Consider the following 13,465-nt stretch of genomic DNA (forward strand, 5'->3'; position numbering starts at 1 on the left):
TTATATCGGCGATGGCGGCTGTTTCATATCATGATTACGAGGGCAAAGCAGAGCGGCGCCCTCAGATAGTTTTTTGTAGGTGAAATTGGCGCTTTGGCGTGATCATCGGGCAGCGTCATTGGCCCCCTTCATCGTACCGCTTCAGTGCCGCCGTTAGGGATTCGCGCATGCGGTTGACCAAAGACGGCGGCGAGATGACCCTCACCAAGTCGCCTTGACTGCGCAGCCACAGCATCGCCCCGAAGACGAAGGCGTATGACTCAATAATTGTCCCGCCGGTTGCCGTCCTGCGGATCACGCGACTGTCGGGAAAAATATCAAGGGCGTTATCCGGCGAATTATAACACTCGTATCGAAACGCCATGAATTCCCCCATATCGAGCAGGTAACTGTGACGGCGGTGCTCGGAAAGGAAGTAGCGCTCGCCATGCGGTAGAGGCTGGCCCTTCGCCGTTTGGATGATTTCATGAATCCGATCCAGGCGAAACAGCTGGTAGCGGTGCTTTTTTTCGACAAACATGACGACGTAAAAATAGAAGCGGTCAAAATAGATGGTCACGGGTTGCCCTTTAATTTCTGAGCACTGCGGCTGACCTGAGTGGCGATAAGTGAAGGTCACCTGAAGTTTGGCAGCGATGGCAGTCTCCAGCCGCGTCATCAGTGCCAGCAGCGGTTTTGTGTGCACCAGCGGCACATAGTCTTCTTTTTCCTGCTTGAGCCAGAAGTTGACGGTTGCAGTGTCTTCAGGCGTCAGGCGCGCCTGCAAAAATCGCAACGCCTTGATCATCTCAGAAGCAGACAACGCGCGACTGCCTAGCAAAACTGAAGAAATGCCAGTGATCAGCGCGAGGTTTTCGGCCTCATCCCCCTGCACGAGCTGAAACTGGTGCGACTTCGTTTCCACCAAACGGCCGGCGTTTTGCGCCGCCAGTGCCGTTCTGATAGCCGCGAGGTCACGTTGAAATGTCCGCAGTGAGACCCCGGCCCCCGCGTCAAAGCCCACGGTTTGGCCCGCCATCAGCTTCGCCAGCAAATCCGCGACTCGTGCATTACTGTTCATCCTCGCCGCCCCCTTTTTCCGCTTGATCTATAGTTTACGCTGACTCAGCCTGCACGCAAGCGGCAGCCGCGAACCGAAAACGAAAGTAAGGCCAACTTGCCCAGGCGCGATTTATCAGTCCACGCCCAAAACGCCCCGGCCCCGCGATTTTACGACCAAATCGCGGCGCCGGGGCGCTTGTCTTTTTGAGGCTAACAGTACTTTTTGTCGCAGCCTCAGCGTGTCAGGCTGCCAAGTTACTTGCCCTTGGTGTCGTCCTCATTCATCTTGAGAATGCTCATGAACGCTTCTTATCTCACCCGGTTTTTATGCCGATTATATGTGTTTCCTTCTATTATATACATATTTCAAATTGCCGTCATGGGTGCTTAAATATTGATGGCGGTTTAATTTGATTTATGTGCATTTATATCGGAGCATATTTGCGTTGGCAAATCGTAGGCAAGACCAAAACGGGGCTGAATAATCAGCCCTGTTTTTTGTTTACGAGCGCAAAAAAAGCCCCACCCGCCGAAGCGAGTGAGGTTATTGATGAGCTGTTATGAGAGTTGATGAGCTAGAATGGCCGTTTCCCAGCGTTGGCACACTTCTGCATGTACATGACCAGCAGAGATTGTGCGTTAATCTTGCCATCGACTGGCGTGCCGGCTTTGCGCTGCATCGCCTTGATGGTAGCGGGTCCGAGCTTGCCATCCGCCTTGACACCCAAAGAGCGCTGGATCGCCGCGATGAGCAGACTGCCCACCGGTTTGCCGACAAACTCCCAGCCACCAGTCAAGCCGGCGTTGTGCCAGTTGTACTGACTGGACACGATGCCATCCACGGTGGTGCCGTACAACCGCTGGAGCGCAATGGTTAGTTGCGGGCCCCAGTAGCCGTCAACGGTCAGCTTCGCCGCGGACGCGCTGATGCCGCCCGCATTCTCGACTGTAGCCGAAGCGGACGCCCCAGCATAGCGAGGACGCGCATAGCCACGAATGACCCCGTTACCCACGCTGATTTGACGGCGCGCTACGGTGCCAGGCACGCCCTTGTTACCTTCGATGGTGGTGATGATGCCGCCATTGACCTTCTCAACGAAGCCAATGTGGTCAGCGAAGCCATCGTTTGGCTGCGTGGTATCGTCCCAGTTGTAGACGATGATGTCGCCAGGCTTCGGTGTGATGGTACCGTCCTCGATCCAGATGCCATGATTGGAGAACAAGGCTACATGACGCTGCACTCCGCACTCGGTGTCAGTCAGCGCCGTGGCGCCAAGCTTAATCATCACGAAGCTGACGAAGGTGTCGCACCAGTTGTCGGTGTACCGGACGCGGTAGTTCTGGGCCAGCGGCTTGTGGGCGTTGTAGACGTCCACAATGTTATGATGGCCAGCCGAGCCAACTCTAATGCCGAGATACTTGCGGGCCTCAGTCAGAACCTGATTTGCTGATGTCATTACTTTGCCTCCGTTTTCTTGGCGAGATCATACAGGCCTGATGCCGATAGACCAGAAAGCAGACCTGCCATGAGATACGGGCCAATTTGGTCTACGTGGCCAAAGGTCAGCGCCCATAAACCAGCCAGTACGATGCCGATAAGCAGGCTCACCAGCGTGTTCTTCTTCGCGTCTAGCCCTGTTGCAGACTTGATACCCTGCACAAGGGCGGCTGTGATAGGTGCCAGCACGATTGCAATGGTGGTTAGCTGAAGCAATTCATTTTCCATTTTTCGATACCTCTTTCTTTTTGCGTTGAGCTGCGCTTGGCTTCTTGCGCCAGTGGTAAGTGATGTAGGCCACCGCAATTGGAGCCACCGCTTTGACAAAGTCCGTTAAGTCCTTGATGAGCTGGTGATAGTCAGTCCACGTCATCCGCATCACTCCTGACTGCGAGGGTGATGATCAGTGCGAGTATTGCCGCATCCTGCACCCATGGCATGAAACCACCGGTATGCGTTACGTGCAGAAACTGATAGACGGCCAATGTGCCCATCAAAAAAGCCGCCAGCGCGAGCGTAGCGGCATCCCATTCTTCGTGGTGTGATTTGCTCACCACCCACAACAACATCACAATGCCAACAACTACGAAGGCATAGTCGAAACCATGATCGTTCGCGATGTCCCGCACGTATGGCGGCCAGACGAACGGCTGTGGCACCAGAGCCATATTGACACCGATACCAATCAAGGCAAGCGCGATGATATCGTGTAGCGGATGCTCTTTTAACCCCGTCCAAATTCGTGCTAACATTTTTCCTCACCTCTTTTCCGATTAGATTAGTAATCCAATGATGAAAGCCACTACTAAGCCTGTGGCTGTGATGACGCGGCGTCTGATTTGCCGTCTACGCTGTCGCCGAAAAAAGCGCGCACTTTGTCCTGAAAGATGCCAGGAACCTGTTCGTCAAGAAGCTGTTCAAACGTCTTCGTCTTGTCTTCCTTCGACGCCTCAATAACCTGTGCTCCATATACTTGTACGATTGCCGAAACGTTTACCATGTGTTTCCCTCCTATTAAAGTCCGAGTGCTTTGTTCAGTTTGTCTGGGTCTGCCACCGCAACCACTAGGTTGGTGAGCTGTGTGATTGCTTCGTTCTGCGTGTCCACCTTGGCTTGTAATGCTGCTACCTGTGGGTCAGTCTGCGTGTCCTGTTCATCAACATCAGCTAGTGCTTTCTGCTTATCCGCGTCCACAGTCAGCTTGCCATCAACCCACTTAGTAGCACCCATGACGATTGTGTCGAGGTCACCCGGAGCCACTTCCACCGCGTTCGTGGTATCGAATGGTGTTTGCCATTCTTTGCCATCAAAAAACTCCTGCTGGTAGCCGGTGATGTAGCCATCTGTGTTCGTCATAAATGAAGCTAAAATTTTGTTTTTGGTTTCCATCTCTTCACCTCATACTGCAAAAATAGCATCCATAACGGCATGCGGTGCTTGGCTGCCGGCTACGTTGTCAGCACTGCCAGTTATGCCTGTATTATCCCACCAAAGTCGTTTGAAGAAGGTACCTAATCCTGGCATCGAGATTGTGACATATAGATTGTTTATTTTACCCTGATTAACAATGTTTGGTAGCAAAGTATAGTTGTAGTAGTTATTTTGGTTGCCCTTTGCGTAGTAACTCCAACGAATAAGCCAACCAGTGCGGGTCTGATTTAGTGGAATTGAACAGATTGCGCGATCTGATGCACTTGGATACAGGGCTCCTGACCATGCAAGAGTGCCAACGTTGTCTATCTGTGAAGCAATCTGAGCATCAATCGTGCCTTGATATAATGTCGCGCCATCTTTGTATGCCAAGGTTAATACGCCTTTGCTTAAAGACCCGGCCACAAGTGTATTGGTGTCCCTGATTTCGCTGCTTATCCCAGATGGACCAATTTCAACATGAAAAGTCTGCGTGCTTGAACCGTCTACAGTTCCTTCGATGGTCAAATAGCCATTGGCAAGTTTCGCGGTACCGGTGCCCTTGTCAATATATTCTGTATGACCATCGTCAGCAGTCAAACGACTGTCTTCAAGCGGTTTGCTAGTAAACCTGCTGACAAAATTTGACCCGTTGAAGTTAACCCCGTTGAACTCAAGTCCGTTGAAAGTTGCGGCGTTAATAGTGCTGGCAGAGATCTCTTGTGATACCCACTTTGTTCCGTCCGACTTGTAAAAAGCCGTGACGATGCCGTCCTTATCAACCACCCAAAACTGCGAGTTCTTAGGTGCTACAGTGTCTGGAAGCACCATGCCGCTGTCGTAACTGGTGATGTCCTTTCCAGATGGTCCTGTATCACCTTTTTCACCTTTAATAAGTGTCCAAGCGTATCTAGTAGGGTCAGTTGAGTCTGCCTGAACAAAGTCGGTGTACTGACCAATGTAAGTCTTGCTTACACTATCGGTTGTACTAAAGCCACTACTTCCGTTAGCGCTTGTTGCATAAGCAATATGGAAGTACGGTGTTTTACCATCTGCACCTGCTTTACCCGGCACCCCAACTTTGCCATCATCTACTCGTGCTAGAGTGATTGTTTCGAGTGCTTTAACTACCATGGCTAATCCTCTAGTTCTGCCGTGTAAGTTGCTTTGTTAGCGACGTCACCGGCATTGACTGTGAGCGAGGCGCCGGTTCCAACAGCGGTAGTCGCATCATCTTTGTACCAGTTAATCGTGCCAAGTGCTGCCAGGGCATTGCCAGTGACTTCTGCCCCACCCTTGTACACGTGAGCAGTCAGTGTAGTCGCAACAGCTGTGTTTTTAAAGATAGTTCCCGCACTTGACAACACTACCATCGTGATTGCGTCCGCACCATCAGCACCATCAGTGGCCTGACGCGCAACACTATATGATACCGTTGACTTGCCATCCGAATACTTGACCGTTACACGTGTCCACAAATACTTACCCGCGGCAACGGTTGGAATCGTGGTCGTCCAGCCAGTTGTGGGTGTGTTCGTGCCATCAGAACCGACTACGTACTCCGTGACATTTGATGATACGGTCACGCTTGATCCGTTCGTACCATTTTTAGGATAGTAGGTAACACCATATGTCGTGGTACTCTTACCGTCTGAGTAGGTTACGACAGTCTTTGACCAGAGATAGTTTCCAACGGGCACATTTGGCATTGAAGTTGCCCACGTTCCCGTAGGTGTGTTCGTACCATCAGCCGCGGCTTGATAGGTGGTCGATGTGCTTGATACAGTAACACTGGTACCGTTCTTCCCGTCACTGCCAGCAGCACCTTTGAATGCAATCGAATAACTAAATTGTTTATTGATTGTAATGTCACCAATCTGTACCGGAATCGTGAGCGTGCCTGCAGTCTTGAGTGCCGATGTCGCGGTAATCGTAATCACTGGCGCTGGTGTTTTACCATCAGATACTCCTGTGATGCCGGTTGCACCTGTGATTGTACCGACAGTAGCCGGAACTTGTTCGCTACCACATAGTGCCATGACAGTCGTAGTGGTTGATTGTGTGCTGTCCACGCTATCAGTATCACCATTAAAGACGTGTGACTCATTAGACAAGATTACGCTGTAACCATCGGTAAGATCGATAAGGTCGGTTTGACTTGATGCTTTGATTGTTGCCATTGATAAATTTCCTCCTAGTAGTAAAGTTCACATTTGAAAGTCGACTTGTTGTTAACGTCTGCCACACCAACGGTAAACAAGAACCCTTCGTCTGACAGCCGTGTGTCGGTCAAGGATACGTCTGTAAACTCCAGTTCACCGACGTTTTTCACCTGCCATTGCAGATAAGCCTTGGCACCAAACACCGCGTGCATCTTTTCGGCGGTATCAAGGATCGACCCGCCAACCGAAATAGACACCGTTAGGATGGTCGAGATCCCCGTATTCTTGAACATGTTGCCATTCACGCTGCTAACGCTCAACACAACGGCGTCCGTGCCGTCCTTGCCTTTGTTCTGCTTGGCCAGTTCTTGTGCTAGTGCACGGTATTGAGGGTCGATTTCGCTGGATTCAATTAGATAGTCGCCCAGCGTGGCTGTTCCCGTCTCGGTCGAATACGAGTACGTCAGCTCTAGTACACGTGCCGACAGGAAAAGTCCCTCTTTCTCATCACGTAGATGAACCGTATCGCCAACCTGAATATCATTAGGCAAGATAGCAATATCGACTGTGTAAGTAACAGCCGGATGGTTGCTTTTCTTCAATCCATCGAGCGCAGAGTTAAGCAGCGTGGCTTGTGTCTTCGCCTCATACGTCTTTATTCGGTTAATAAAGCCGCTGGTGAGAGCTGTTCTATCAACCAAGCGAGACCACGTTTGATTGGCTACTGGATCACGAAGTGACCCGTCAGCAAGTAGGACGTAACGTCCATCAGGGTCTGTCCAATTGTATCCTTTGAGGGTAATGGCTGAATCACTACCTTCTGGCGTTGCTCCAATAGCATATACGGACGTGTATAAATCGCTAACATCTGTATTCGTGACAATGCTATTGATCTGTGCATCAACAGTCAGTTCTTCTCTGCGGTCCCTGCCAAGCGATTTACGAATATCAATGTACTTTTTGATGACAGCAATACCGCTGACTTCAAAACGAAAATTGAGCTCAGCATAGAACTGTGTGGCAACTGACAGAATTCTGGCAAGTGCAGTCGTTTCCTCGGATTCCCAACTTAGCGTTCTGGCCAGATCAGGGATTTCATTCACGCCAATCTCAAAGCCGGAATCGGTAACAAATAAGTTGATATAGTCGGCAATTGTCATGGCCTTTGGCGCTGAGTAGGCATCAACCGTCTCGTTAATTAAATCCATGCTGGCATCTTCCGCCGTGATGGTGTCATAGCCGGACAGTGGGTCGTGTTCACACGTCAGAATGGTCAGCCATGCCGAATCTCCATTACGATCTTTGTAGAGAATATAATTGCCAGGGGCGGTCATTTCCTTCACATGCGCAGACTGATCTGGCCTGAAGTAAACGGTAGCACCATATGAGCGATAGCCACCAGCAACTGATTGATACTCGCCCTCTTGGCCACCATTATCTGAAAAATAGATGGAATCCGTTTGGCTGGTTGATGCAGTACCGATGAGGTCAAATGTCGGGTGCTTTGCAAAATAAAGAATCACAGGAACGCCTCCCTATATGTGGCAACTACCGTTGGTGTGGTTGCGAAATCAGAAGCAATGATCTTGATCTTCGTTTCCCCCGGATCAAGCTGAAACTTCTCCCAATCATTGTCGATGGCGTGAATGGTGCGATCTTCCACATCGTTGACAAAGACTTTGATCTGCGACGGATCGATTAGCAAGGTATCGCCGTCCGTGAATCGATTAGGCAAGTCTTTCCAGTAGTCAACATTAACCCACTGAAATTGACTATCGGACCAATTAATCGTCCACCCCGTCTTGTTGCTAAATCCTGCCATCCAAACCGTGAATGAATCAATCGGTGTATCTGCCACCCCGTCAATAGTGACTGGTGGGAACATGGTTTGCGCCGATGATATGATGCCGTTCGGAGACAGCTGCTTAATCTTGGTCAGTGTGAATGAAACTGTATTGCCCAATTTTGACTCAACAATTCCATACATACCATTGGTGAACAGCTTTCGGTTGAGGTCCTGACTAAATACATTCTGGCCATTGACCCACCCTTCAACGGTCAACGCGTCCGCAGCTTGGGTACTGTCACGCATCACAAAACAGACAGCTATGTCATCATTAGATTGCAAGTTAAATTCAACCCTGCCCAGTGCACCTACATTGGTGCTAACGTTAAAGCGATTTGACCAGATCAGGTTACCAGTATTCACGCCAGCCGCATTGGCTTTTATTGGGCCATGATAAGTGGGCCCCGCCCAGTGCATAGCTGGAGTACGATTCAAGACTGGTGTTGCTGCATCTGGAGCCTTAGCATAGTCCCAGCTACCCGCAATCGTGTTTGGCCCTGGATTAGAGCCATATGGATAGGTGGGATAATTGATTGTCCCGGTATTAACCGCTATGCCGCTCGGAGCTGATAGCAGATTGTAATGAAACACAGTTTCCGAATTTGGAGCTTGGACCCCATCGATTTCTCCAGGATTACCGAGCTGAATAACGCCACCATTAGATTCGTTTATCAGCGTCAGCACACCGTTGTCGCTGTGCATCGTCGCCTCAATGACTGGATATACTGGATAAGTGCCGTCGTTTTGGACGACCAATTCATCGCCCAGCGTGCCGTCAGTGGCGATGTTATCAGCCGTCTTCGTTGTCAGTGAATGTGCCACACCATCGGGGATGATGAACGTTACCTCACCATTACCATGTCGAAACTTCTCCGAGAGGCTGATCTGGCCGTCTGCGATTGCTAGATAATACTTGTCGGGTTCGTCACCGAAGATTAGCTGTTGCGGCTCATTTGAGGACAACAGCCCCGCAATCTCCCGGCGCTTGGCCACCATATCTCTCCGAACCAGGAAGGACACAGTCACCTTGCCTTCATCTGCAGAGGTGTATTGAAATCTCTTGCCCGATGATACGCCGAGCTTCTGGAGGATCGCCTTACGATTCTGGCCGATATTGCGCTCGACATTATTTGTCTCGAGATACTTACTCATATCTTGGCCGTTAAACCACCATTGAAAAGTCACCTATCTCACACCCTTTATGCGATTACTTGTACGCTGCATGCGGTCAATCTCAATCTTGACCGGCTCAGCTATCTCGCGAGACAATTCTCGCTTGTCGATGTTTGCACTGACGTGAACCTCGATGACTCGAGGCTGCATCTCGCCCACATTTGTCGTTGTACTGTAGTTGTTAATGACCTGGTCACTAGGAATTGCTGTATAGCGACTGCCGGCGAGCACCTCAGGCTGGACAGCACTTGATAGGCCCACGGTGGCAGTAACCATCGCAGCATCCGACAACTGGCCCGCCATCGAGCCAACCGTATTCTTGACTGCCACGAAGGACTTCTGCAGTCCGTTGTTCAAGCCTTCCATGATTGCGTGCCCAGCTGGTACAAGCAGACGGGCATCATATTGGATAGGCCCCTTATGCTTCTTAATCCAGTCAGCAATGCCGCCAACGAACTTCTTGCCTTTTTCCCACACGGCTTTCAAACCGCCAACGAAGCCATCCATGATAGCCCGGCCGGCCTTGCCTAGGTCAATGTGACCAAGTCCAGTAAAGATACTCTTAATGGCGCCGATGACACCAGAGATAGTCGCTTTTGCGGTTCGTACCGCGCCAACAATTCCAGACCAAGCAGCAGACAAAGCTGATTTCAGACCAGAGCCGGCCGAACCCAGCGACTTGAAGACACCGGATACAATGGACACGACTGCCTTTACACCAGCGCCAGCGGTTTGAACTGCTGATTTGATACCGTTCCATGCGTTTGAAACGGCGGCTTTCAAACTCTTTGTAACGCCTCCAAGGTTAGTGAACACGCCGGAGAGCTTGCCAACCCAGCCTGCGATTACTGTTATTGCAGGTGACAACGCGCGGAACCCTGCAGCCAGCAGATTAAGCAGCGACTGAATGAACCTCAGCACTCCAGCAAAGAAGTTGAATGCAGTCGAGATACCACTTAGAACACTCGAGAACACGCCGCCCAGATAAGCACCGAGCACCTGAAAGATTGGCACCAGTACCGAGGCGATTGTCGAGACCACCGGCTGCGCCGCATTCCATAAATTGCCGAACGCGGTGACCACGCCGTTGATAGCTGGGCCGGCCACCGTCATGAACGACTGGAAGCCCGCCTGTAATGCTGGGATAATCTGAGAGCCAAGCGCTTGAATGCCGCTGAAATCGAGTCCAGATAGGGTCGTCTTGATCGTGTTGGCGATGCCCTGAAACGGGGCAAACATTGCAGTGAAGTCGATGTTCGCGAATGACGCGAAGAACGGCTGCAGAGCGTTGTTTGCATTACCTAAGGCAGTTACAAGACCGTCAGTGATTGGAGCCCATATGCGTGCCCAATTGGCCGCATACGAGGAGAACTGCGAGCCAAGGGAAGATAGCGCCGTTTTGGCCCCGCTGAAGTCAAGATGCGAGGCAGTCTGCTGAATGGTCGACCAGGTGGACTGAAACGGCCGCAAAATGGAATCCCATGAAATGTTGTCAAACTGCGAGCTGATAATCGGCCCGAGATTAGCCTTGCTGGCCAAGTTACCGATTGACCCCAGCGCATTGCCAATGCCTGCCGTAATCTTTGGGACGGCGTTGGCCACGTCGGTAATACCTTGCGTAATGGGCGCCTTGAACTTGTTCAAAAATTCAGTGCCAGCGGTGACAAAGGCCGCCTGAAGGTTACCAATAGCCCCCTCAAAGGTCTGGGTGCTGGTTGCGGCATCTTTGGCGGCCTTGGTCATGCCCAGCTGTTCGATTGCCTTGTTGAACTCGCCGGCGCTGATCTGCCCCTTCTCCATCGCGTCACGGAAGTTCCCGGTGTAGGCACCGTTCTTCTTCATGGCCTCCTGCAGCTTGCCAGAGGCACCGGGAATGGCGTCAGTCAGCTGATTCCAGTTTTCAGTGGTCAGCTTGCCAGCCCCGGCTGTTTGCGTCAGGACCATGGCCACAGACTTGAAGGTGTCAGCGTTCCCGCCGGCGACTGCGTTCAGGTTACCGGCGGCCTGGGTCAGGCCGGTGTAGTTCTTGATCTCGTTGGCCGCCAGCTGAGCGGTGGTGTTGAGCACGGTGTTGAGATCATAGACGGTCTTATCGGCGTACACCTTTGCGGACTTGGTTGCCTCTGCGGTTTGCTTCTTCGTGAAGCCGGCGAAGTCCATCGTTGATTTAAATTTGTCGATGGCATCGCTTGCGTCAATAATCTGGCTGCCTAGATCTCCTAGGCCCCCGACTAGTGATTCAATTCCTTTCTGTGCCAGCCCCATGACAGCGCCCAGCGAAAGCTTATCTTTGAGCCCGCCGAAGACCTTCCCTGCGCTTTCACCAGGCGCAATCAGGCCCTTCATCGCGCTCTTGAGCTTGTCCATCGTGCCGACCGCTTCGTTGCCGCCATCGGCTCTAATGTCAATTACAACCGTGCCGTCAGCTGCCATAGCTGTCACCTCCTTCTTCTTCGTTTTCGTCATCAGGCAACGCTAGTGCGCGCTGCTGCCTTCTGACGGCGTCTCTCTGTTTCTTATCTTTGATGTCGCCAAGTCTGGTTGACCGGATATGCCTGATCCGCACGAACGCCGTGTCGTCCGGCAGCGCATCGAATAGCGCCACAAAGCTCAGCCAGTGAAGCTGTCCCTGCTCTTTGACCAGGTCGATGCCATACGTCTGGCGGAATGCCGCATAGATGTAAGATGCGTCGAAGTCAAAGTCATAGTCGGCCTTGATGTGTTCGCCATCGCCTTTTGGCTCGATGGGGTCGCCGTTGATGTCGTATCGCATTGGTCTCTGCTTAGCTGTGGTGATCAGGTCGATGATGGCGTTGTGCACGTCTACCCAATCGGCCACCGGCGGCATGTCCTGCTTGATGACCAACTGCAGGAAAGTCTCGCAGCGGTCAATCATGGTCATGCCTTCATCACCACGCGCTTCGAGCGCATAGAGCACATTGTCAAAACTAAGGTCTAGCCGGTAAGTGTGATGGTTGACAGTCACCTCGTTTGGCCATGGATCATATAGATTCATGCCTCATCACCGCCTTAGTGCCGTTTGCGGTTCTTGAGGTAGTGGGCTTTGCGGTTATCAGACTTGCGCTGAATGTTGGCGAGTTTGGCTTCAATCTTGCTCGACACGATTTGGTCAATGCGTTGGTAGAGAATAAGCAGATTGATAAAGCTATTGCCGCCGCTTGCTTTTGCGAGCTTGTCATAAGTGCCTGCACCAAAATCGGTATCGAAGGCAAGCTGCAACGTCTTGCTAAATGCTTCGAGCGCGCGTTTGATATTGTCATCAGTCAGCTCGCTACCGACAACATCGCTGTATTCATCTTCCAGTTGCGCAATCTTCTTTTTTCGCAGATCAGCCTTGGCTTTTTCGGCAATCAATGCCTCATCTGAGAAGTCAACTCCGAGAACGACCTCGGTGGTCTTGCCATCATTCTTGTTTTCGATTTCAATGGCGAATTTAACCACTGAAGACTCAAGAACTATTTTTTCCATGAATGCCTCCTAAAAAAGGCGGAGGAAGCAAGCTACTGCCGCTCCCTCCGCCATTCAGCTACTAGTGATTCGCCGCCCGGTTGCCCGTACTGTGACTTTATTAGGCGACGATTTGCTCAATTAGCCTTCTGCTGCAGCCGTTACTTCAACCGTTGACTTCGCAGTCTTACCGCCGTCTTTGGTGGTAACAGTGATGTCAGCACTGCCGGCGGCCACGCCCGTTACCAGGCCATGATCGTCTACTTTTGCAATACCATCATCGCTGGACGCGAATGTCGTCCCGGTTTCAGTCGCATCATCAGGTGCAACTGTAGCGGTCAGCTGAACGGTCTTACCGACTTCAACGCTTGCCGAGGTCGGTGCCAAAGCCACCCCTGACACCGCTACGATTTTGGGACAGCAGGTGTCACTTTCGGAGCTTGAACGAAGTCAAGATGGCCCTCGAAGTCTTCGTAGTCCGTAGCGTCACCGCCACCTGCCTTGATTTCCATGGCCTTCGCAACACCAATAACGGTGTCACCATTGGTCTCCACAATCTTGTGCCAAATCTTTCGCTCGTCGTCGTTAGTCTTGCGACGAAGCCCGGCCAGCAATTCTTGAGCGGGGTCTTCTGGATCGTAGAAGCCCGAGAAGTTCCAGACCTCAGACCGACCATTAAGCACGGTTTCGGTATTGCCGTCGCCGTCATAGAATCCCTGATCGTCTGTGTCCTCTTTGGTGTCATCCTCAATGGTCTGGATGAAGTGCGCCAAAGGCAGCCAGCCATCCTCAGCTGGTTGTGCATCATCGCTCGTGTATGGGGCGATGTAGTGCAGGCGTTTTGCGTTCTTTTTACGCATAATGTTC

General features: G+C 51.5%; 16 protein-coding genes. All 16 read right to left on the reverse strand.

Annotated features, from left to right (window positions below; all coding sequences use genetic code 11):
• Nucleotides 1-115: 115 nt before the first annotated feature.
• A complete protein-coding gene (locus EKM86_RS01235) occupies nucleotides 116-1,060 on the reverse strand; it encodes a helix-turn-helix transcriptional regulator (protein ID WP_125754698.1) in 945 nt (314 codons plus the stop codon).
• Between the two features lie 556 nt (nucleotides 1,061-1,616).
• Complete coding sequence (locus tag EKM86_RS01240) at nucleotides 1,617-2,498, reverse strand: CHAP domain-containing protein (protein WP_125754699.1); 882 nt, start codon at nucleotides 2,496-2,498, stop codon at nucleotides 1,617-1,619.
• Complete coding sequence (locus EKM86_RS01245) at nucleotides 2,498-2,767, reverse strand: holin (RefSeq protein WP_125754700.1); 270 nt, start codon at nucleotides 2,765-2,767, stop codon at nucleotides 2,498-2,500. Before EKM86_RS01245 ends, EKM86_RS01240 begins: the two co-directional genes overlap by 1 nt.
• Nucleotides 2,757-2,912, reverse strand: coding sequence for a hypothetical protein (locus tag EKM86_RS12265; RefSeq protein WP_164506114.1), 156 nt, complete (start codon nucleotides 2,910-2,912; stop codon nucleotides 2,757-2,759). The genes EKM86_RS01245 and EKM86_RS12265 overlap by 11 nt, the downstream gene beginning before the upstream one ends.
• A complete protein-coding gene (locus EKM86_RS01250; RefSeq protein ID WP_125754701.1) occupies nucleotides 2,899-3,291 on the reverse strand; it encodes a hypothetical protein in 393 nt (130 codons plus the stop codon). The genes EKM86_RS12265 and EKM86_RS01250 overlap by 14 nt, the downstream gene beginning before the upstream one ends.
• 53 nt (nucleotides 3,292-3,344) lie before the next feature.
• The gene (locus tag EKM86_RS01255) at nucleotides 3,345-3,539 is read right to left on the reverse strand and encodes a hypothetical protein (RefSeq protein WP_125754702.1); all 195 of its coding nucleotides are present in this window, start codon (nucleotides 3,537-3,539) and stop codon (nucleotides 3,345-3,347) included.
• A gap of 14 nt (nucleotides 3,540-3,553) precedes the next feature.
• Complete coding sequence (locus EKM86_RS01260; protein WP_125754703.1) at nucleotides 3,554-3,928, reverse strand: hypothetical protein; 375 nt, start codon at nucleotides 3,926-3,928, stop codon at nucleotides 3,554-3,556.
• 9 nt (nucleotides 3,929-3,937) lie between these two features.
• On the reverse strand, nucleotides 3,938-5,083 hold the full coding sequence (locus EKM86_RS01265; protein WP_125754704.1) for a hypothetical protein: 1,146 nt from the start codon (nucleotides 5,081-5,083) through the stop codon (nucleotides 3,938-3,940).
• A gap of 2 nt (nucleotides 5,084-5,085) precedes the next feature.
• Nucleotides 5,086-6,129, reverse strand: coding sequence for a hypothetical protein (locus tag EKM86_RS01270; RefSeq protein WP_125754705.1), 1,044 nt, complete (start codon nucleotides 6,127-6,129; stop codon nucleotides 5,086-5,088).
• Between the two features lie 14 nt (nucleotides 6,130-6,143).
• A complete protein-coding gene (locus EKM86_RS01275) occupies nucleotides 6,144-7,634 on the reverse strand; it encodes a phage tail spike protein (RefSeq protein ID WP_125754706.1) in 1,491 nt (496 codons plus the stop codon).
• Nucleotides 7,631-9,142 carry a distal tail protein Dit gene (locus tag EKM86_RS01280; protein ID WP_263853468.1) on the reverse strand — a complete coding sequence of 504 codons (1,512 nt, stop codon included), beginning with the start codon at nucleotides 9,140-9,142 and terminating at the stop codon, nucleotides 7,631-7,633. Before EKM86_RS01280 ends, EKM86_RS01275 begins: the two co-directional genes overlap by 4 nt.
• Nucleotides 9,143-11,563, reverse strand: coding sequence for a tape measure protein (locus tag EKM86_RS01285; RefSeq protein WP_225419326.1), 2,421 nt, complete (start codon nucleotides 11,561-11,563; stop codon nucleotides 9,143-9,145).
• On the reverse strand, nucleotides 11,553-12,146 hold the full coding sequence (locus EKM86_RS01290; protein WP_125754709.1) for a Gp15 family bacteriophage protein: 594 nt from the start codon (nucleotides 12,144-12,146) through the stop codon (nucleotides 11,553-11,555). The genes EKM86_RS01285 and EKM86_RS01290 overlap by 11 nt, the downstream gene beginning before the upstream one ends.
• A 14-nt stretch (nucleotides 12,147-12,160) precedes the next feature.
• Nucleotides 12,161-12,619 carry a hypothetical protein gene (locus EKM86_RS01295; protein ID WP_125754710.1) on the reverse strand — a complete coding sequence of 153 codons (459 nt, stop codon included), beginning with the start codon at nucleotides 12,617-12,619 and terminating at the stop codon, nucleotides 12,161-12,163.
• 120 nt (nucleotides 12,620-12,739) lie between these two features.
• Nucleotides 12,740-12,991, reverse strand: a complete 252-nt coding sequence (locus EKM86_RS01300; protein ID WP_263853469.1) for an Ig-like domain-containing protein — start codon at nucleotides 12,989-12,991, stop codon at nucleotides 12,740-12,742.
• A gap of 11 nt (nucleotides 12,992-13,002) precedes the next feature.
• Complete coding sequence (locus EKM86_RS01305) at nucleotides 13,003-13,458, reverse strand: phage tail tube protein (RefSeq protein WP_125754712.1); 456 nt, start codon at nucleotides 13,456-13,458, stop codon at nucleotides 13,003-13,005.
• Between the last annotated feature and the right edge of the window lie 7 nt (nucleotides 13,459-13,465).

It is taken from the genome of Lacticaseibacillus hegangensis (assembly GCF_003946465.1).
GTDB lineage: Bacteria > Bacillota > Bacilli > Lactobacillales > Lactobacillaceae > Lacticaseibacillus > Lacticaseibacillus hegangensis.

Bases quoted from the DNA above. Each gene is read 5' to 3' on its own strand.
- EKM86_RS01235 (WP_125754698.1), bottom strand. From the start codon at position 1,060: ATGAACAGTAATGCACGAGTCGCGGATTTGCTGGCGAAGCTGATGGCG.
- EKM86_RS01240 (WP_125754699.1), bottom strand. From the start codon at position 2,498: ATGACATCAGCAAATCAGGTTCTGACTGAGGCCCGCAAGTATCTCGGC.
- EKM86_RS01245 (WP_125754700.1), bottom strand. From the start codon at position 2,767: ATGGAAAATGAATTGCTTCAGCTAACCACCATTGCAATCGTGCTGGCA.
- EKM86_RS12265 (WP_164506114.1), bottom strand. From the start codon at position 2,912: ATGACGTGGACTGACTATCACCAGCTCATCAAGGACTTAACGGACTTT.
- EKM86_RS01250 (WP_125754701.1), bottom strand. From the start codon at position 3,291: ATGTTAGCACGAATTTGGACGGGGTTAAAAGAGCATCCGCTACACGAT.
- EKM86_RS01255 (WP_125754702.1), bottom strand. From the start codon at position 3,539: ATGGTAAACGTTTCGGCAATCGTACAAGTATATGGAGCACAGGTTATT.
- EKM86_RS01260 (WP_125754703.1), bottom strand. From the start codon at position 3,928: ATGGAAACCAAAAACAAAATTTTAGCTTCATTTATGACGAACACAGAT.
- EKM86_RS01265 (WP_125754704.1), bottom strand. From the start codon at position 5,083: ATGGTAGTTAAAGCACTCGAAACAATCACTCTAGCACGAGTAGATGAT.
- EKM86_RS01270 (WP_125754705.1), bottom strand. From the start codon at position 6,129: ATGGCAACAATCAAAGCATCAAGTCAAACCGACCTTATCGATCTTACC.
- EKM86_RS01285 (WP_225419326.1), bottom strand. From the start codon at position 11,563: ATGGCAGCTGACGGCACGGTTGTAATTGACATTAGAGCCGATGGCGGC.
- EKM86_RS01290 (WP_125754709.1), bottom strand. From the start codon at position 12,146: ATGAATCTATATGATCCATGGCCAAACGAGGTGACTGTCAACCATCAC.
- EKM86_RS01295 (WP_125754710.1), bottom strand. From the start codon at position 12,619: ATGGAAAAAATAGTTCTTGAGTCTTCAGTGGTTAAATTCGCCATTGAA.
- EKM86_RS01305 (WP_125754712.1), bottom strand. From the start codon at position 13,458: ATGCGTAAAAAGAACGCAAAACGCCTGCACTACATCGCCCCATACACG.